Source organism: Pseudolysinimonas sp. (assembly GCF_051954455.1).
In the GTDB taxonomy this organism is placed as follows: Bacteria; Actinomycetota; Actinomycetes; order Actinomycetales; family Microbacteriaceae; genus Pseudolysinimonas.
On the sequence record NZ_JBQCHS010000011.1, the window covers coordinates 90,952 to 109,154 of the forward strand.

The 18,203-nt window shown below is 72.3% G+C and carries 20 protein-coding genes; 14 read left to right on the forward strand and 6 right to left on the reverse strand.

The features are described 5' to 3' along the window. Positions 1–5: 5 nt before the first annotated feature. Together ACTHM3_RS03840 and ACTHM3_RS03845 are read right to left on the reverse strand one after the other, a co-directional pair. Positions 6–497: a MarR family winged helix-turn-helix transcriptional regulator gene (locus tag ACTHM3_RS03840; protein ID WP_440404763.1), complete on the reverse strand. Its 492-nt coding sequence runs from the start codon at positions 495–497 to the stop codon at positions 6–8. 33 nt (positions 498–530) lie between these two features. Then, positions 531–989 carry a nitroreductase family deazaflavin-dependent oxidoreductase gene (locus tag ACTHM3_RS03845; protein ID WP_440404764.1) on the reverse strand — a complete coding sequence of 153 codons (459 nt, stop codon included), beginning with the start codon at positions 987–989 and terminating at the stop codon, positions 531–533. A 99-nt stretch (positions 990–1,088) separates the two neighbouring features. On the opposite strand from ACTHM3_RS03845, the gene ACTHM3_RS03850 reads away from it, so the two are divergent. Genes ACTHM3_RS03850 through ACTHM3_RS03865 form a run of 4 tightly spaced genes read left to right on the forward strand, consistent with a single transcriptional unit; the run spans position 1,089 to position 5,821 of the window. After that, positions 1,089–2,045 (forward strand): cytochrome c oxidase assembly protein, encoded by a 957-nt coding sequence (locus ACTHM3_RS03850; protein WP_440404765.1) that lies wholly within the window; start codon positions 1,089–1,091, stop codon positions 2,043–2,045. After that, complete coding sequence (locus ACTHM3_RS03855) at positions 2,042–2,863, forward strand: cytochrome c biogenesis CcdA family protein (protein WP_440404766.1); 822 nt, start codon at positions 2,042–2,044, stop codon at positions 2,861–2,863. Before ACTHM3_RS03850 ends, ACTHM3_RS03855 begins: the two co-directional genes overlap by 4 nt. After that, on the forward strand, positions 2,856–4,010 hold the full coding sequence (locus ACTHM3_RS03860; RefSeq protein WP_440404767.1) for a redoxin domain-containing protein: 1,155 nt from the start codon (positions 2,856–2,858) through the stop codon (positions 4,008–4,010). Before ACTHM3_RS03855 ends, ACTHM3_RS03860 begins: the two co-directional genes overlap by 8 nt. Beyond that, positions 4,007–5,821: a glycoside hydrolase family 15 protein gene (locus ACTHM3_RS03865; RefSeq protein WP_440404768.1), complete on the forward strand. Its 1,815-nt coding sequence runs from the start codon at positions 4,007–4,009 to the stop codon at positions 5,819–5,821. The genes ACTHM3_RS03860 and ACTHM3_RS03865 overlap by 4 nt, the downstream gene beginning before the upstream one ends. On the opposite strand, the gene ACTHM3_RS03870 is transcribed toward ACTHM3_RS03865, so the two are convergent. Further along, complete coding sequence (locus ACTHM3_RS03870) at positions 5,769–7,481, reverse strand: chloride channel protein (protein ID WP_440404769.1); 1,713 nt, start codon at positions 7,479–7,481, stop codon at positions 5,769–5,771. The genes ACTHM3_RS03865 and ACTHM3_RS03870 overlap by 53 nt on opposite strands. A 105-nt stretch (positions 7,482–7,586) precedes the next feature. Here ACTHM3_RS03870 and ACTHM3_RS03875 point away from each other — a divergent pair, with 105 nt between their 5' ends. From ACTHM3_RS03875 to ACTHM3_RS03885, 3 genes are read left to right on the forward strand one after another with little or no spacing between them, the layout of a single operon-like run. Continuing rightward, the gene (locus ACTHM3_RS03875) at positions 7,587–8,588 is read left to right on the forward strand and encodes an SDR family oxidoreductase (protein WP_440404770.1); all 1,002 of its coding nucleotides are present in this window, start codon (positions 7,587–7,589) and stop codon (positions 8,586–8,588) included. After that, a complete protein-coding gene (locus tag ACTHM3_RS03880) occupies positions 8,585–8,908 on the forward strand; it encodes a hypothetical protein (protein WP_440404771.1) in 324 nt (107 codons plus the stop codon). The genes ACTHM3_RS03875 and ACTHM3_RS03880 overlap by 4 nt, the downstream gene beginning before the upstream one ends. Further along, positions 8,905–9,663, forward strand: a complete 759-nt coding sequence (locus ACTHM3_RS03885) for an alpha/beta fold hydrolase (RefSeq protein ID WP_440404772.1) — start codon at positions 8,905–8,907, stop codon at positions 9,661–9,663. Before ACTHM3_RS03880 ends, ACTHM3_RS03885 begins: the two co-directional genes overlap by 4 nt. A gap of 27 nt (positions 9,664–9,690) precedes the next feature. Here the strand turns inward: ACTHM3_RS03885 and ACTHM3_RS03890 are convergent, their stop codons facing one another. Further along, positions 9,691–11,196 carry a SulP family inorganic anion transporter gene (locus ACTHM3_RS03890; protein WP_440404788.1) on the reverse strand — a complete coding sequence of 502 codons (1,506 nt, stop codon included), beginning with the start codon at positions 11,194–11,196 and terminating at the stop codon, positions 9,691–9,693. Between the two features lie 169 nt (positions 11,197–11,365). Here ACTHM3_RS03890 and ACTHM3_RS03895 point away from each other — a divergent pair, with 169 nt between their 5' ends. From ACTHM3_RS03895 to ACTHM3_RS03925, 7 genes are all read left to right on the forward strand, one after another. Next, entirely contained in the window at positions 11,366–11,719 is a 354-nt protein-coding gene (locus ACTHM3_RS03895) for a MerR family transcriptional regulator (RefSeq protein ID WP_440404789.1), read from the forward strand. A gap of 146 nt (positions 11,720–11,865) precedes the next feature. Beyond that, positions 11,866–12,405 carry a DUF2202 domain-containing protein gene (locus ACTHM3_RS03900; RefSeq protein WP_440404773.1) on the forward strand — a complete coding sequence of 180 codons (540 nt, stop codon included), beginning with the start codon at positions 11,866–11,868 and terminating at the stop codon, positions 12,403–12,405. Between the two features lie 157 nt (positions 12,406–12,562). Beyond that, a complete protein-coding gene (locus ACTHM3_RS03905; RefSeq protein ID WP_440404774.1) occupies positions 12,563–13,021 on the forward strand; it encodes a fluoride efflux transporter FluC in 459 nt (152 codons plus the stop codon). Next, positions 13,018–13,398: a fluoride efflux transporter CrcB gene (gene crcB / locus ACTHM3_RS03910; protein WP_440404775.1), complete on the forward strand. Its 381-nt coding sequence runs from the start codon at positions 13,018–13,020 to the stop codon at positions 13,396–13,398. Before ACTHM3_RS03905 ends, crcB begins: the two co-directional genes overlap by 4 nt. 116 nt (positions 13,399–13,514) lie before the next feature. Further along, positions 13,515–14,414: a hypothetical protein gene (locus ACTHM3_RS03915; RefSeq protein WP_440404776.1), complete on the forward strand. Its 900-nt coding sequence runs from the start codon at positions 13,515–13,517 to the stop codon at positions 14,412–14,414. A gap of 117 nt (positions 14,415–14,531) precedes the next feature. Beyond that, positions 14,532–16,034, forward strand: coding sequence for a sodium/proton antiporter NhaB (gene nhaB, locus ACTHM3_RS03920; protein WP_440404777.1), 1,503 nt, complete (start codon positions 14,532–14,534; stop codon positions 16,032–16,034). Between the two features lie 50 nt (positions 16,035–16,084). Beyond that, positions 16,085–16,843 (forward strand): alpha/beta fold hydrolase, encoded by a 759-nt coding sequence (locus tag ACTHM3_RS03925; protein WP_440404778.1) that lies wholly within the window; start codon positions 16,085–16,087, stop codon positions 16,841–16,843. A gap of 13 nt (positions 16,844–16,856) precedes the next feature. Here the strand turns inward: ACTHM3_RS03925 and ACTHM3_RS03930 are convergent, their stop codons facing one another. Next, positions 16,857–17,591 carry a 2-oxo acid dehydrogenase subunit E2 gene (locus tag ACTHM3_RS03930; protein ID WP_440404779.1) on the reverse strand — a complete coding sequence of 245 codons (735 nt, stop codon included), beginning with the start codon at positions 17,589–17,591 and terminating at the stop codon, positions 16,857–16,859. Between the two features lie 71 nt (positions 17,592–17,662). Beyond that, positions 17,663–18,148: a hypothetical protein gene (locus tag ACTHM3_RS03935; protein WP_440404780.1), complete on the reverse strand. Its 486-nt coding sequence runs from the start codon at positions 18,146–18,148 to the stop codon at positions 17,663–17,665. Between the last annotated feature and the right edge of the window lie 55 nt (positions 18,149–18,203).

An 18,203-nucleotide genomic window follows, 5' to 3' on the forward strand; every position in this document is an offset into this window, starting at 1 on the left:
GCGACTCAGAGCCCGAGGACGAGGAGATCGCGCGCGGACGGCTCTCCCGCCGCGACGGCGAACCGCTCGAGCGCCTCGGTGAGCGCGTGGCGATCGGCGGCCGGCATCCCCGCCAGGATGCGGCGGATCTCGCGACGGCGTCGTTGCGAGACCTGGTCGACGATGTGCTCCCCTTGCGGCGTGAGATCGATGAGCACCTCGCGGCGGCTGTCGGGGCTGGCGCGGCGCACGATCCAGCCGCCGTCGACCATACGGTCGATGAAGCGGCTGAAGGTCGACGGGTTGACGTCCATCGCCTGCGCCAGCGCTCCCATCCGTTGGGCGCCGCCGGTGCGCAGGACCACGAGCACGCGGAACTGGGGGAGGGTGACGTCCTCGAGAGCGTCGGCCAGCGAGCTCGCGACCACGCCCAGCAGGGCGCGCGAGGCGACCAGCGCGGCGTCCGCGGCGCGATCCGCATCCGTCGTCGCGTGATGCGTCGTCTCGGGTCCCGTCACCGCATTCCCCTCACCTCGTGCCGCCACTCCACCCTAGGCCGGGACGTCGTCCGCCCATTCGAGGGCGACGAGCGGGATCTCGGGACGGGCCTCGCCTCGCGCGTGTGCCATCGCGCCCTGGAGATGCCGCCACGCCGAGGGATGGATGGTGCTGTACCTCCGGAGCACCCGCTCGGCGGCCGCCGCATCGAGGAATCGCGGATGCGCCGCCCGCCGGCGAGTCCGCCCGACCGTGACGAAGGCGACCCCGTTCGCTTCGAGATTGCGGTACCACTGGGCTCCGCGGCCGAAGCCGGACGCGACGATGATGCCGTCCTCGTCGGCCTGGACGCTCTCGAGCGCCACGAACCGGGGGGCGCCCGAGACCCGTCCCCGATGCTCGAGGAGCAGGACCCTGCCGCCGAACAGCCATCCGAGTCCCACGCGGAGAAGCGGGATCGCCGCCCGGACGAGCCACCGGGTGCGCAGCAGCCGCGCGATCAGGCGATCCATCACGTCGCCTTGCCGATTCGATGCATGAATGCAAACATTGCAGAGATGCATATGACGGCGCCACCCCCGCCGATGCCCGGGCCGACCATGTCCGGAGCCATGTGGATGCCCTCGGCGCCACCCACGACGGCCCGGCTGCTCGCGGTGCACCTCCAGCCGATCCCGGTTCTGCCGGCGCTCGCGGTGCTGCTTCTGGCGGCCTACGTCCTGGGCGTCGTGGTCCTCCGTCGTCGTGGCGATCGCTGGCCCGTCACCCGGATCGTGTGGTGGGGGGCCGGCGTCGTCTCGATCCTCGCGGTCACCGCCACGGGTGTCGACGGCTACGGCATGGAGCTCTTCAGCGTGCACATGGTCCAGCACATGGTGCTCGGGATGCTGACGCCCCTGCTGCTCGTCATGGGCGCGCCCGTGACCCTGCTGCTGCGCTCGCTCTCCGCCGGCGGGACCGGGCGGCGCGCGGTCCGGCGCGCGGTGCTGCGAGTGCTGCACTCCCGGACGGTGCGGGTGGTGACCCACCCCGTGGTCGTCGTGGCGCTGTTCCTGTTCAGCCTCTACGGCCTCTACTTCACGCCGATCTTCGACGCCCTGATGGCGACGATGTGGGGCCACAACCTCATGCTGATCCACTTCCTCCTCGTGGGCGGGCTCTACTTCTGGCGGGTGCTCGGGGTGGACCCGGTGCCGCAGCCCCGTCGCGCGATCGTCGGTCCCACCATGCGCCGGGTCCTGGAGCTCGCCGCGACCATCCCGTTCCACGCCTTCTTCGGCGTCGCGATCATGATGTCGACCGGTCTCATCGTGCGCTTCTACGCCCACGCGCCCGCCGGATGGGGGGTGGATGCGCTCGCCGATCAGCGCACCGGCGGTGGCATCGCCTGGGGCCTGACCGAACCGCCCACCCTGCTGGTCCTCGCGATCATGTTCTGGCAGTGGCAGCGTTCCGACGCGCGGGCCGCCGCGCGCGTCGGACGGGCCCGCGCCCGGGAGGAGGCCGAGCTCGCCGCGTACAACGCGCAGCTCGCCCGGCTGGCGGAGCGGGATCGGACCGCCGCATGATCCAGTACGCCCTGCTGGTCGGGATGCTCGCCGCCTTCAATCCGTGCGGGGCGCCCCTGCTGCCCGCGTATCTCGGGTTGTTCTCGCTGTCCGACGGCGGCGGATCGACGATCGGTCGCACCGCCGATGGCCTGCGCGCCGGCTCGATGATGAGCCTCGGCTTCCTGGCCGTGTTCGCCGCCGTCGGGCTCCCGCTTTCGGCGCTCGCCGCCGGACTGCGCCACATCTCACCCGAGGTCACCGCCCTCCTCGGCGTCGGCATCGTCGTCGCCGCGATCATCACCCTGCGCGGGGGTGCCGTGCGCCTCCCGGGCCGGTTGCTGCGCCTCCGCGGCGGGCGCGGGGCCGGAGCCATGGTGTCGTTCGGGATGCTCTACGCGATCGGGTCGCTCAGCTGCGAGCTCCCCCTCTTCATCGCGGCCACGAGCATCGCGTCCACCCGAAGCTGGGTCACCTCGGTGCTCGCCGTCGCGGCGTACGCGGTCGGGATGGGCCTCGTCGTGATGACCCTCAGCGTCGTCGTCGCGGTGTCGGGGCATCGCGCCCGCCGCATGCGTCTCGCGCGGCGGTGGGTGCGCCCTGTCGCGGCGACGGTCTCCATCGCCGCGGGCCTCTTCGTCACCGCCGTCGCGATCGCCGAGATCGCGGACCCGTCGCTCGCCGAGCGGCTGACCCAGCCGTTCCTGAGCGGTCAGACCGCGCTCGACGGGGCCGTGTCGACCGGGCCGGTGTGGTGGGCGACCGGCCTCGCGGTCGGGCTCGCGCTGCTCGTGGTCATACGGCTCGCGACCATGCGGAAGGCCGACGGTCGTGCCTGAGGTGCGCGCGCGCCGCGGGGCCGCCGCCCTGCCGTGGATCGCGGCCGCCGGCGGATGCCTCGTCGTCGCCGTGATCTTGGTCGCGGCGTTCCTCTCGGCCCCCGCCCCGGCCGCCTTCGCCGCCGGGATCACCCCGGCGAGCGCATCGCTCATCGAGCTGCAGCAGACGCCGCACCCCACGGCGGCCCCCGACTTCTCGCTCACGGATCAGCACGGATCGACCCTCGACCTGCGTCGGTTCCGCGGCCGGTCCGTCGTGTTGACCTTCAACGACGACGAGTGCACCGACCTGTGCACGCTGCTCGCCGAGGACGTGCTCGCGGCGGATCGCGACCTCGGCAGCCACGCCTCCGACGTCGCCTACGTCTCGGTCAACGCCAACCCGTTCCACACGGGGGTCGAGGACGTCCGGCGATGGACGGACCAGCACGGCCTGCGGAGCACGGGCAACTGGTACTACGGCACCGGGTCGGCAGCGACCCTGGCGCGCGTCGCGCAGCGGTACGGATGCGACATCGAAGCGGACCGCGCGACGGGCGACGTCGTGCACTGCACCACGATCTGGTTCATCGACCCGAACGGCCACGAGCAGGCCGTCGGCAGCTTCGGCTCCGACTCCGCCGACACGGCGCCGTTCGCACACGCGATGGCGCAGATGGCGGCGGACCTGACCGGGGAGCAGCCGGCCGTGGCCGGGCCCTCGCTCGGCGCCCCCGCGCGCGGCGACGCCGAGGTCGGCGACACCGCGCCCGCTCTCGACCTCGCTCTCGCGGCGGGTCCACCGCCTCCCTCGACCGGGTATCGCGTCGTCGACTTCTTCTCCAGCACCTGCACCGCCTGCCGCCCGCAGCTCGGCGCCCTCGAGACCGAGCAGGCACGGCTCGGGGCGAAGGTCGCGATCGTGGGCGTCGACGTCGACGATCAACCGGCGGCGGCTCGATCGCTGGCGGCGGCCACCCATGCGAGCTTCTCGGTCCTCGACGACCCGCAGGGGGCCGCCGCCGGTGCGTGGACGGTGTCGGCGCTGCCGACGCTCGTCGTTCTCGACCCGTCCGGCAAGGTCGTCATCCGGCACACCGGCGCGATGACGGTCGACCAGCTCGACTACGTCCTGAAGGACATCGACCCGGCACTGCAGCAGCAGTGAGCGCGTCGGCTCAGCGGCGGGACGACGGCTACGTCGTCGACCTCGCGGACTACGCCGCCCTCGGCGACGGCCGGACCATCGCGCTCGTCGCGCGGGACGGCCGCGTCGACTGGCTGCCCGCTCCGCGAGCGGACAGCGCGCCCGTCTTCGCCGCGCTTCTCGACAGCCGGACCGGCGGCTTCGTCGAGCTCGCGCCGAGAGACGCGTTCACCTCCGAGCGACGCTACGAGGAGGGCACCAACGTCCTCCGGACCCGCTTCCGCACCGCGACCGGCGAGGTGGAGATGACCGACGCGCTCTCGGTCGGGACCGGTCAACCACTGCCGTGGACCCAGCTGACCCGCCGCGTGGAGGGCGTGCGCGGTCAGGTGCCTATGGCGTGGCGCATCCGGCCGGGCGACATCCGCTCCTCATCTCCCGTCCGACTGGTCACGTCGGGCCCGACCGCGGTGCTGAGGGTCGGCGACTCCCAGATCGGCGTCACCGGCATCGCGCACGGTCCCGCGGCGCCGGACTCCGACGCGGGGGAGCTCGTCGGCGCGTTCGAGACCGCGGCGGGCTCCCATCACCTCGTCTGCGCGGTGATCGGCGACGGTCAGCCGCTGCACCTGCCCGATCCCGAGTGGGCGGACGGCTCCATCGAGCGCACCGTGGCGGCGGACCGCGTCTGGTCGGACTCCTTCACCACGACGGGCCCGTGGGCGGACGCCGTGCGCCGGAGCGCCCTGGCCCTCCGCCTCCTCGTCCAGCGCGACGACGGGGGGATCCTCGCCGCCGGCACCACCTCGCTTCCGGAGTCCCGGCGCGGCGGCAAGAACTGGGACTACCGCTTCGCCTGGGTGCGCGACCTCGCCTTCTCGGTGGACGCCATGCTCGACTTCGGCGCGCGTGAGGAGACCCACGCGGCCATCGCGTGGCTGGTGGGGGCGCTCGAGTCGGACGGTCACCGTGCACCCGTGTACTTCCGGGTCGACGGCAGCCGCGACGACGGCCGCCCGCGGCGGCTGTCCGCCCCCGGGTGGCAGGGGATCGGCCCGGTCGTGAGCGGCAACCGGGCTTCCGGGCAGGTCCAGCTGGGCGTCTACGGCGAGGTCCTCGCGCTGCTCGCGCGCGACGTGCGCGGCGGCAGCGTGCTCGACGAGGGCACCGCCCGCCTGATCCGCATGTTCGCCGACGAGATCTGCCGGCGCTGGCGGCGACCCGACTCGGGCATGTGGGAGCTCCCGCGTCGACGCCAGCACGTCGCCAGCAAGATGACCGCCTGGCAGGGGCTGGGGGCGGCGATCTCGATGGCGGAGGCGGGCGCCCTGGACGTGGTGGAGCCGACCGTCGACCGATGGCGCGAGCAGCAGGGCCTCATCCGCTCATGGGTGTCCGTCCACGGCTGGTCGGACGCGCGCGGCAGCTACCTGATGGACCCCCGGACCGGTCGGCTGGACGCCGCGGTGCTCCTGCACGCGCGAAGCGGCTTCGATCGGGGGGCGCGGATGTCGCGCACCGTCGACGCGATCCGCGACGAGCTGGGCTCCGGTCCTCTCGTCTACCGCTACAGCGGCATGCGCGAGGAGGAGGGCGGCTTCGTGGCGTGCAGCTTCTGGCTGGCCGAGGCGATGGCGTCGCTCGGCCGTCTCGACGAGGCGCGTCGGCAGATGGACGAGACGGTCCGGCTCGCCAACGATGTCGGCATCTACGCCGAGATGGTGGACGAGGAGGGCGCCTTCCTCGGCAACATCCCCCAGGCCCTCAGCCACCTCTCGCTCATCCAGGCCGCCTCGACGATCGCCGCCGCGGAGGCCGGGATTCTGCGTTGACGCGGGATTCCCCGCCGGCCTGGGGCCGCGGCCGCGTCTCGGGTCCCGGCGCGGGGCGGTGCGTGTGGAGCTCGGCCCGGATCGCGCGGACGACGCTCTCGGCCGTGACCCGCCCACGGACCTCCTCGCCATCCTCCGAGAGCACCGCCAGGCCGTCGGAGCCCGATCCGTCCAGCCGGTGCACGATGTCGGCGACCGTCTCGCTCTCGAACACCGCCCCCGCATCGTGGGCCGGGGGTCTCTGCGGCCGCGGCAGGGCCTCCATCGTGTCGGCGGCGGTGAGCCAGGAGAGCGCGCGCCACGGTGTCGCGCGGTCGATGTCCTGCCCCCGGCGGAACAGCTTGCCGGTGTAGATCGTCGCGTAGGACAGCCCCCGGGACAGGGCGGTGGCGATGCCGACGGTGAGCATGACCGGGAGGGTGAGGGTGAAGTCCCCCGTCATCTCGACGACGCTCGAGAGCGAGGTCAGTGGGGCGCGGGTCGCGGAGCTGAACACGCCCGCCATCCCCACCGCCGCGTAGAGCGCGGGATCGCCCGCGGCGGTGCCGAAGACCTGCTGCGCCGCCACGCCGAACGCGGTGCCGCTCATGAGCCCGACGAAGAGCGACGGTGCGAACACGCCGCCCGATCCGCCGACGCCGAGCGTCACGCTGGTCGCGACGACCTTGCCGATCGCGAGGACGAGGAGGAACCACAGCGCGTAGTCCCCGTCGAGCGCGCGGAACATGACGGGATAGCCGACGCCGTACATCTGCGGCAGCGCGAGGAGGACGAGACCCACCAGCACGCCGCCGACCACCGGGCGCGCCCACTCGGGCCGGCCGTGCCAGACCCGGTCGAACAAGTCCTCCACGAGGTAGAGGAACTTGGAGAAGCCGAGCCCGATCAGAGCGGCCAGCACGGCGAGGGCCGCGACGAGGAGGTAGTCGCGCGGGTCGGTGAGGGTCGTGCCGATCGGGAACCCGGAGAGGAAGGAGCCGTCGCCGAGGATCGGGACCGCCACGGCGTCGGCGACCATCGCCGAGATCATCACGGGGAACAGCGCCTCGACGGAGAGCTCGCGGAGGATGACCTCGACCGCGAAGAAGACGCCGGTCACGGGGGCGTTGAAAGTGGCCGCGATGCCGCCGCCGGCCCCGCAGGCGACCAGGATGCGCAGCCGGTTCTCCGGCATCCGGATCCACTGGCCGAGGCCGGAGGCCAGGGCCGCCCCGATCTGCACGATCGGACCCTCGCGGCCGACCGAACCGCCCGAGCCGATCGTCAGCGCGGAGGCGAGCGACTTCACCAGCGCCACGCGCGGCGAGATGCGTCCGCCGTTCTCCGCGACCGCGACCATCACCTCGGGCACGCCGTGGCCGCGCGCTTCGCGGGCGAACCGGCTCACGAGCGGTCCGTGGAGCACTCCGCCCACGACGGGCGCGAGCACGAGGAAGCCGAGCCCCAGCCACGGGGCGTGCGCGCTGGCGACCCAGCCGTCCTGTCCGAACTCGGCGCGGCCGGTGAACAGCCACGTGATCCCGAGCACCATCCCGCGGAAGGCCACGGCCCCGAGCCCGGCGAGGGCGCCGATGGCCACCGCGATGACGAGCAGGCCGAACCGGGATCCGCGGAGTCCGGCGGCGGCTCGGGCGGTCCAGCGGCGGGTTCGCGATCGCACGTCGGTCCTCTCGAGGGATGGAAGCGGGAGTCGAGCGCTGAGCGTTCTCTGGAAGTCGAACGCATGCGCTTCAGCAATTGTTGCGTTAACGCAACGATAGCGGACGTGACCCATCGCATCGCCGTCGTGACCGGAGGAAGCGCGGGCCTCGGCCGCGCCATCGTGCGCGAGCTCGCCGCCCGCTCGTGGGACGTGGCCGTCCTGGCCCGAGGGGAGGACGGCATCGAGGCCGCGGCCGCCGACGCACGCGCCGCGGGCGTGCGGGCGCTCGCCGTGCCCGTCGACGTCTCCGACGCGACGGCCCTGGAGGCCGCCGCCGATCGGGTGGAGCAGGAGCTCGGGCCGATCGAACTGTGGGTCAACAACGCCATGGTCTCGGTGTTCGGCGAGTTCATCGACATCGAGCCCGACGACTTCGACCAGGTGCTCCGCGTCGTCCTCGGCGGATACGCCAACGGCACCCGGACCGCGATGCGCCGCATGATGTCGCGCGACCGCGGCCATATCGTGCAGGTCGGCTCCGCGCTCGCGCACCGGGGGATCCCGCTGCAGTCCGCGTACTGCGCCGCCAAGCACGGCATCAAGAGCCTCACCGAGTCGGTGCTCGTCGAGCTGCGTCACCGGCGGTCCGCGGTCTCGATCTCGCAGGTCGACATGCCGGCCATGAACACCGTGCAGTTCAACTGGGTAAAGAACCTGCTGCCGCATCACCCGCAGCCGGTGCCGCCGATCTACCAGCCCGAGATCTGCGCGGCGATCCTGGCCGACGTCGCCGAGCGTCCTCGTCGGCGCACGTGGGTGGGGGAGTCGACGGTCGCGACGATCCTCGGAACCCGCCTCTCGGCCCGACTGGCCGATGCGATGGCCGAGCGAGCCGGGTTCGCGCAGCAGGACCCCGGGATCCGCGACCCCATGCTGCCGCCGAATCTCCGCGAGCCCGTGCCCGGCGACCACGGCGCGCACGGCGTGTTCGACGGGAAGGCGCACGCCGTCACCCCGCAGACCTGGGCGCAGCATCACCGCGGCCTCGCCACCGGGGTCGGAGCGGCCGTGGCGACCGTCGCCGTCGTGGCCGGCGTGCTGGCCGGTCGGGCGCAGGCGCGATGAGCAGCACGGGAGGCGTTCTGGTCTCCGTCGCGCGCGTGGGGCTCGCGCTTCACGACGCGGCGGACGTCGAGAGCCGGGTCCGGCTCCGTCGCGCCGACGGCAGCGCGTCGGCGGCCGCCTGGCTGGCGCTCGCCCGGGAGGTCGCGCAGGGCGTTCTGCTGCTCGGAGCCGGTCGGCGCGCCCATCGCCTCGGCGGCGTGGTGGACATGATGCACGGGGCGTCGATGCTGGCCTATGCCGTCGTTCGACCCGGCCGCGGCGGCGCCGCGGAGGCGGCTCGCGCCGCCGGCTTCGCGCTCGCCGAATGGGAGCTCGCATGACCCACCACGTGATGGAGGCGCGGTCGGGGCGCGCCATCGGGGTGAGCGGTCTCGGCGATCCCGACTCGGAGCGCCTCGTCGTCTTCTGCCACCCGTCACCGGGTGCCTCGGGGTTCGATCCCGATCCGGATCTGACCACGGCCTCCGGACTTCGCCTGATGTCGCTCGACCGGCCCGGGTACGGCGCGACCGACCCCGCCCCGGCGGCTCACGGCGGCGTCTGGCTCGATGACGTCTCAGAACTCCTCGACATCGTCGAGCAGTCCGCCCGGAGCGCGACCGGAACCGACTACGGCGCGATCGCGGTGATCGGATGGGGCGTCGGCTCGGTCTACGCTGCCGCGCTGGCCGCCCTCCGGCCGCACCTCGTCGACCGCCTCGCGCTCGTCGCCCCGCCGGCACCCGGCGCCGACGCCTCGGACGAGGCGCTCCTCAGCGCGGACGTCGACGAGGACGCCCACCCCGGCTTCCTCGATCGACGCGATCGCATGCTCGCGAGCGCCGCGAACGGAGTGGGCGGACGGGACTTCGACCGCGCGGTGCTCGAATCCGCCTGGTCCTCCCGCCTGTCCGCGATCCGGGCGGACGTCCTCATCGTGACCACGGACGACGACTCGGGTCGGGAGGCGGCGCGTCAGTGGCGCGAGCTGCTCCCCGGCGCCGCGCTGCGGGCGTCCGACGGGTCCGCCGCCGGACTCATCGCCGACACCTGGGGAGACGTTCTCGCGTACTGCCGCGTGCGGGAGCCTCGCTAGACGGCACGGCCGGGCGAGCGCGCACGGTCAGTGTCCGTCGCCGAGCTCGCCGGTGAGACGTCGGTGGAAGCGGGTGGAGGTCTCGTTCATCCCCTCGATGGTGACCGACTTGCCGCGGCGGGCATACCGAGTGGAGATGGCGTCGAGGGCGGCGACGGTCGAGGCGTCCCACACGTGGGACTCGCGCATGTCGATGACGACGTCCGCCGGGTCGGCGGAGTACTCGAAGTGATGCGTCAGGTCGTTGCTGGTGGCGAAGAACAGTTCGCCCCGAATCCGGTATCGCACGACTCCGCCCGCGGGCTGTGACCGCGTGACGGTGGCGAATCGGGCCACCCGGCGAGCGAAGACCACCATGGCGACGAGCACGCCGACGACCACCCCGATCGAGAGGTTTTCGGTGGCGACGACCACCGCGACCGTGATGACCATGACCGTCGTCTCGCCGACCGGCATCCGTCTGAGCGTTGTGAGGCGGATGCTGTGCCAGTCGAAGGTGCCGACGCAGACCATGATCATGACGGCGACGAGGGCCGCCATGGGGATCATCCCGACGAGGTCGTGGAAGACGAGCATGAGCACGAGGAGGAACACGCCGGCGCTGAAGGTGGAGAGCCGGGTGCGGGCGCCCGACTCCCGGACGTTGATCATCGTCTGGCCGATCATGCCGCAGCCGCCCATGCCGCCGAACAGACCGGACGCGATCTGGGCGATGCCCTGGCCGATCGACTCGCGGGACTTGTTCGATCCGGTCTCGGTGATCTCGTCGACGAGCTTCGCGGTCATGAGCGACTCGACCAGGCCCACCGCCGCGGCGGCGAGGGCATAGGGGCCGATGATGCCGAGAGTCTCGAGGGTGAACGGCAGCTGCGGGACGCCGAACGGCGGCAGTCCGCTGGGCAAGGCGCCTTCGTCGCCGACGGTCGGGATCTGCAGGCCGGCGAGCAATGCGATCGCGGTGACGACGACGACCGCGACCAGGGGCGCGGGGACGGCCTTCGTGAGTCGGGGGAAGAACACGATGATGAGCACGCCGAGAGCGACCAACGGGTAGACCAGCGTCGGCACGTTGATCAGATGCGGGAGCTGGGCGATGAAGATCAGGATCGCGAGCGCGTTGACGAACCCGACCATCACGCTGCGGGGGATGAAGCGCATGAGCTTGGCGAATCCGACCGCGCCGAGCACGATCTGGATGATGCCGGCGAGGACCACGGTGGCGATCAGGTACTGCAGGCCGTGCTCTTTCGCGACCGGGGCGACGACGAGGGCGATGGCGCCCGTCGCGGCGCTGATCATGGCGCGACGGCCGCCGACGATCGAGATGACGATCGCCATCACGACCGAGGAGAACAGCCCGACGCCGGGGTCGACTCCGGCGACGATCGAGAAGGAGATCGCCTCCGGGATCAGCGCGAGCCCGACCACGAGACCCGCGAGAACCTCCCGGATGAGGACGCGCGGGCGGCGCACCGCGTCGACGACTCGGACGGAGCCGTCGTCGGAGGGGACTCCGACGGTGGCGGCGAGCAGCAGTTCTGTGACGCGTGCGGGCACGGGTCTCCTTCGTCACATCGGAGTGACCGGCGAGGGGCGGGTTCCGGGGGCGGGTGGGCGCGGGATCGGACATGATGGGCGCTGGCCCGGATCGGGACTTACCCTAACGTAACGAGAGATTTGAGCGCGCGTGTCCGAGACGACGATGCACATCGGCGAGGTCGCCGAGCGGACGAGCCTGTCGCACCGCACGCTGCGCCACTACGACGAGATCGGCCTGGTTCGTCCCTCGGGGCGCACGGACGGCGGGTTCCGCCTCTACACGGAGACCGACGTCTCCCGACTCCTGCTCATCCGACGGATGAAGCCTCTCGGCTTCTCCCTCGAGGAGATGGCCGATTTCCTCACCGTCGTGGGCCGGCTGCAGACGGACCCCGCAGACCGGACCGCACGCGTACGACTCGACGCCCTCATCGCAGAGACCCGCGTGCGCCGTCAACGGCTCCGCGCTCAGCTCGACATGGCCGACGAATTCCAGCAGCTGCTGACCTCGCTCTGAGGCGCGGGCTACGCGTTCGAGGCGTCGGCGCCCCACGCGCGTGGGTCGTTCGGCCCGACCGCGAACGGGTCGGGTCGTCCTACGTTCGAGGACCACCGGCTCTCGAGGAGGTCCTCATGCGACTACCCGCCGCGACACTCGCCCCTGTGCTCGCTCTCGCGCTGCTCGCCACGGCCACAGGGTGCAGCGCCCGTGAGCCCGGCAGCAGCCCCACCACGTCCGCGGCGGCGACGTCGACGCGGTCGCCTGCCGCCGCCACGCCTGCGGACGAGACAGCGCGCCTGCAATATCTCATCGAGGAGGAGAAGCTCGCGCACGACGTGTACCAGCAGTTCGGGCAGCTCTGGGGCGAGCAGGTCTTCGGCAACATCCTGGCCAGCGAGGTGACGCATCAGCAGCTCCTGGTGCCGCTGCTCACGTCTCTCGGCCTCCCCGACCCCCGGTCGTCGACGGCCGGCGAATTCTCTGATCCGGAACTGCAGCGCATGTACGACCGATACGTGCACCAGGGCAGCGTGAGCGTGACCGAGGCGTACAAGGTCGGTGTGGCTATCGAGCAGAGGGACATCGCCGACCTGAGCGCCGACCTGAAGACCGCCACCGATCCGGCCACCACCACGGTCCTGCAACGGCTGCTCGTCGGATCGCGGAACCACCTCCAGGCGCTGGAGGCGCACCTGAGCTGACGCTCTCCCTGCTCCGCGGAGCGACCGCAACCTCCGCGACGATGAGCGACAATGGAGCCGGAGCCTCCGGGCTCCTGGTGGTGGGGCTCGCCAACGGAACCTCGGCGCAACGCCGACAACAGTCCCTATCTCGCATCCACGCGCAGATAGGACACCCATGCCCGCACGCGAACCGCTCGACCCCGACGTCGACACCGTCGGCCGGCGCCGACCGGCACTCCCTCCCGGGCGACATCTCGGCCTCGTGTTCATCGGGGGCGCCACCGGTACCGCTGCCCGCGCGTCGATCGCCGCGGCGGTCCCCGTCGTGGCCGGCATTCCGGTCGCGATCCTCGGGATCAACGTCGTCGGCGCGTTCGTCCTGGGCGTCGTGGTGGAGTACCTCGTCTCCCGTGGTCCGGACTCGGGGCGGCGCCGCTCCGTGCGGCTGCTGATCGGGACCGGCGTCATGGGCGGATTCACGACCTACAGCACCCTCACCGCCGACGGCGCTCGACTCGTCGAGACGGCCCCGTGGATCGCGGTCGCCTCTCTGCTCGCCGCGCTCGTGGTCGGCGCGGCCGCGAGCTTCGCCGGCATCACCCTCGGGCGCCGGCTGGGACGGAGCATCCGATGAGCCCGCTCGTCCTCCTGGTGGTGGCCGTAGCCGGCGGCGTCGGCTCCGTGCTGCGATTCGTGGTCGACACGGCGATCACGTCCCGTTCTCGCGTGCGGTTCCCGGTGGGGACCAACGTCATCAACGTGTCGGGATCGTTCCTGCTGGGGCTCCTCACGGGGCTGGCCTCGGGCGGCCTGCTCAGCCCCGACCTCACCCTCGCGCTCGGCACGGGGCTCCTCGGCGGGTACACGACGTTCAGCACCGCCAGCCTCGAGACCGTTCGCCTTCTCGCCTCACACCGAAACCGCGCGGCGGCGCTCAACGGCCTCGGATTCCTCGCGCTCAGCGTCACGATCGCGGCAGGCGGCCTCGCCCTCGGCCGCGCGCTCGTCTGACGCGACTGCGGCGCGGACCGTGCGTGGGGACGAGAGGATCGGTCCGGCGGGCGGAGCGCATAGTTTCGCATGGTGAGCAGTCGAGAGCCGCGCCGAGCGGCGTCCACCTGTCCGGCATGTCGGAGGAACTGACCGGCGAGGCGCTCGCGGCCCGCCGCGCCGTCGTCGCCGAGGCCAACCGACGGTTCGGTCGTGTGCTCTCGGTGATCGGCGCGGTGCTCGCCGCCCTCGCGCTGCTGTTGCTGGTCGCCGGCGGTCTTCTGATGACCTGGGTCGCGTCGGAGCCTGCGAGTCTGGACGCCTCGGCAGCTGACGGTCTGAGAGGCCTGGCCGCGGTGGGTTTGAGCGTGGTGCCGGGACTCCTGGCGCTCTTCGGCATGTGCGGCCTGGTCGGCGGCGAGCAGATCCGGCGCGGGGCCATCACCCGCAATCCGGATCCGCCCGCCACCGCGCTGCCGAGCGCATCGCACGTCTCCCGGTTCCGGGTCCTCCCGACCGGCTGGCATCTTCTGTGGATCGCGGTCGGCGTGGTCGTGTCGGTCGTCCTGGCGGGTCTGCCCGTCATCTCCTGGTTCACCGGCGGGTGGCCGAGCTCCGTGACCGGCTCGGAGTCGTTCGACGTGTACTGGGTGATCTACGGCTCGATCGCCTTCGGAGTCACGGTCGCGGCCGCGACATCGCTTCTGAAGAAGACCGCATACGCGCGAGCGGTGCGCTCCGGGCGGGTCGCCGAGGGTCGAACCGGGGCCGGGCAACGGTTCTGGCGGTGGTTCGACTACCGCTGGCGTTTCGACCTGTGGCTCGCCGGCGCCGGCGCCATGGTCGCGGTCCTCGCACTGACCCCGCTCTCCACCGTCGTCGGCCCCGACGCGACTCGGGACCAGCTCGCCGGCGCGCTGCCTGCCAGCCTGTCGTTCGTGGCGCTCGGGGTCGTCGCGGTCGTCGCCGGCGTGGTCTGCTCGCTCAACTTCTGGCGCGCGGGCGAAGAGATCGGCACCGGGGAATCCGCGGCCTGAGAGCGGCGGCGCTCGCGCCCGAGGAATGACGCCTGCGGGAGCCTCGCTAGGCTGAACACGGAGCGCCGGGAAGTCTGGTCGGCCGGCACGTGGTGCCGCGATCAGATCGGAGCGCCCGTGCTGGCAGCCCTGCCGTCCTCCCTCGCCCGCAACTTCCTCGGCGGATCGCCGCGGTGGTACAAGGTCACCATCCTCGCCTTCCTCGCGATCAACCCGATCGTGTTCCTCGCGATCAGCCCGTTCGTCGGCGGGTGGCTGGTCGTCGCGGAGTTCATCTTCACCCTCGCGATGGCGCTGACCTGCTACCCCCTTCAGCCGGGCGGCCTGCTCGCGATCGAGGCGGTCGCGCTCGGGATGGCGTCGCCGGGGGCCGTCTTCGACGAGGCGCGGTCGAACTTCACCGTCATCCTTCTGCTGATGTTCATGGTGGCGGGCATCTACTTCATGCGCGAGCTGCTCCTGCTGCTCTTCACCAAACTCCTCGTCGCGGTCCGCTCGAAGATCCTGCTCTCGCTCGCGTTCGCGGCCGCCGCCGCGGTGCTCTCGGCCTTCCTCGACGCGCTCACCGTCGCCGCGGTCGTCATCGCGGTCGCCGGAGGGCTCTACGCGGTGTACCACCGCTTCGCGTCCGGCCGACGTCGCGGCGACGACCACGACCACGCCGACGACGACCTGGTGCGCGACCAGCACGCCGACGACCTCGAGACCTTCCGCGCGTTCCTGCGCAGCCTCATGATGCACGCCATGGTCGGCACCGCCCTCGGCGGCATCGCGACCCTCGTCGGCGAACCGCAGAACCTGCTCATCGGCGACACCGCGGGGTGGGACTTCGGGCAGTTCCTCGTGCACGTCGCGCCCGTCTCGATCCCGGTGATCATCGTGGGGCTGGGGCTCTGCGCGCTCCTGGAGCGCACGCGCTGGTTCGGCTACGGCGCCCGGCTCCCCGACTCGGTGCGCGAGGTCATGGAGGGGTGGGATGCGCAGCAGACCCGGGACCGCGACGGTCGCGCCCGCGCCCGGCTCCTCATCCAGTCGCTCACCGCGGTCGGCCTGGTCGTGGGGCTCGGCCTGCACGTCGCCGAGGTCGGTCTGGTGGGGCTCGCGGTCATCGTCGTCGCGACCGCGTTCGCCGGCGTCACCGAGGAGCACGCGATCGGCAAGGCGTTCCAGGAGGCGCTGCCCTTCACGGCCCTGCTCGTGGTGTTCTTCGCGATCGTGGCCGTCATCCACGAGCAGCACCTGTTCACGCCGATCATCGACGCCGTCCTCGCGCAGGAGGGCCGCGGTCAGCTCTCGCTGATCTTCCTCGCCGCCGGCGCGCTCTCGGCGATCAGCGACAACGTCTTCGTCGCGACCGTGTACATCAGCGAGATCGCAAAGGCGTTCCACGCGGGCGACCTCACCCGCCACCAGTTCGAGATGCTCGCCGTCGCCGTCAACAGCGGCACCAACATCCCGAGCGTCGCGACGCCGAACGGGCAGGCCGCCTTCCTCTTCCTCCTCACCTCGGCGCTCGCGCCGCTCATCCGCCTCGGTTACGTGCGGATGCTGTGGATGGCGCTGCCGTACGCGGTCGTGCTGTCGGTCGTCGCATTCCTCGCGACCGCCTTCCTGCTGTGAGGAGCGCGCGACCGCTCCCGTGAGAACCCTCCAGCCGAGATGCTGGAGCCGTGACCCATCACGTCATGGATTCCCGCTCCGGCCGGGCGATCGGTGTCAGCGGTCTCGGAGACCCGGACTCGGATCGGCTGGTGCTTTTCTGCCACCCCTCGCCGGGCGCCTCCGGATTCGATCCCGACCCCACGGTGACCGGGGCGGCCGGCCTGCGAATCGTGTCGCTCGATCGGCCCGGATTCGGTGCCACCGAGGCGGCCTCGTCGAGCCGTTTCGAGACCTGGGTCGACGATGTCGCCGAGTTCCTCGGCGACATCGAGCAGTCGGCGCTCGACGCGACCGGTACCGACTACGGGACGATCGCGGTCGTCGGGTGGGGAGTCGGCGCGGTGTACGCCGCACGCCTCGCCGGGCTGCGACCGCAGCTGGTCGACCGACTGGCCCTCGTCGCCCCGCCCGAACCCGGCGACGACCGCGGCGACGCGGCGATGCTCCGCGAGGACGTCGACGAGTCGCTCCATCCGGGCTTCGCGGACCGGCGCGCGCGCATGCTGGCGAGCGCGGGCAACGGCGACGACGGACGTCGGGTCGACCGTGCCATGCTCGCCTCCCACCGGGCCGAGCACCTGTCGGCCGTCGAGGCCGACGCCCTCATCGTCGCGACGGACGACGAGCGCGGGCGGGAGGCGGCGGGCTGGTACCGCGACCGCATCCGCACGGCCGAGGTGCGCCTGCGCGCGAGCCGCCCAGGCGCTCTCATCGTCGACACCTGGCGCGAGGTGCTCGAGCACTGCCGGGAGCGCTCGCGCCGGTAGGGGATGGGCCGCCTCAGCTCGACGTGTCCAGCAGCGACGCGGACTCCACCAATCGACGGAAGTCGGCGACGAAGCGCGTCGCCGGTGCGCCGTCCACGACGACGTGGTCGATGACGACCACCAGGTCGGCGATCTTCCGGATCTCGATCCGGTCTCCCACGACCCTCGGCCGGCGGGCGATGCCCCCGACCACCAGCTCGAGCGACATCACGGTGGGGGGAGAGATGGCGAAGCCCCCGCCTCCGCCGAACATGCCGATGCTGGTCACGGCGACCGTGCCGATCTCCTGCCGGAGGCGCACCGACCTCGCCATGAGCACGTCCAGGAGCCGGTCGGCGCCGGGGATCGAGGTCAGGAGACGGCCCCAGCGGCGTTCCATCCGTCCGGCCGGCCCGGCGTAGGGCTCGGATTTCGCCTCCCGCAGCTCGCGCGAGAGGTCGTCGACGCTCCGCGCGTCGGCGTCGCGCAGGACCCGGGGGAAGGCGATCGGCCGCTCGGCGGTGTCAACCTCGACGAGCACGGCCACGTCGACGAAGTCGTGGGTGACGATCCGACCCCGCCAGTCCCGGTAGCCGTGCACCTCGGGGTTCTGGCGCACGGCGCGCGCGAGACAGGCGACCAGGAACGCGGTCATCGAGAGCGGCTCGGGCCGATGCGCCGCGATCCGCGCGCGCGCCGTCGTGACGTCGAGGTCGATGAGCCCCACCATCGGCACGATCCGCCGGCCGTAGCGCAGGCCGGCGTTCATGACGCGACGCGCCGTGCCGGGCGGATGGGTGGATCGGCTTCGCGGCGTCCCCCGCGAGCGCCCCTCGGTCGTCACCCCCGGGACGGCGCCCACGTCGCCTCGCCGGCCCGGCGGAAGGCGGCGCGCGCGAGGCCGATGCCGAACGCGAAGAGCGCGGCCACGGCGGCGACGTACCCGGCGTAGGCCGTCACCACCAGCGTCAGCCGCCATCCGGTCGCCGAGCGGTCGCCGTCGCCGAGTCCGGTGGCCGTGGCGACCCAGGTGACCACCGCGAACATCACGCCGGCGAGCACGGCCGACACGGTGATCGCAAGGCGGGAGCGGCGGGCGAGGTAGGCGGCGACGACGAGCGCGACACCGCCGACGGCGACGATCGCGACGAGCTCGCCGGGCAGGAGGTAGTCCAGGTGCAGGCCGCCCCGCATGGCGGCACCGACCATCAGCAGCACGATCGGGGCGGCGAGCACACCGCCGACGAGGACGACCCCGATGACGGCGAGCACCCGCGCCACGATGACGACGGGCCCCGGTCGCTCGCCGCGGGTGCGCATCGCCATGACCCGACCTCTCGCGGTCGCAGGGGCGCGGGGGGGCGGGCGGGGGGGCGAGCAC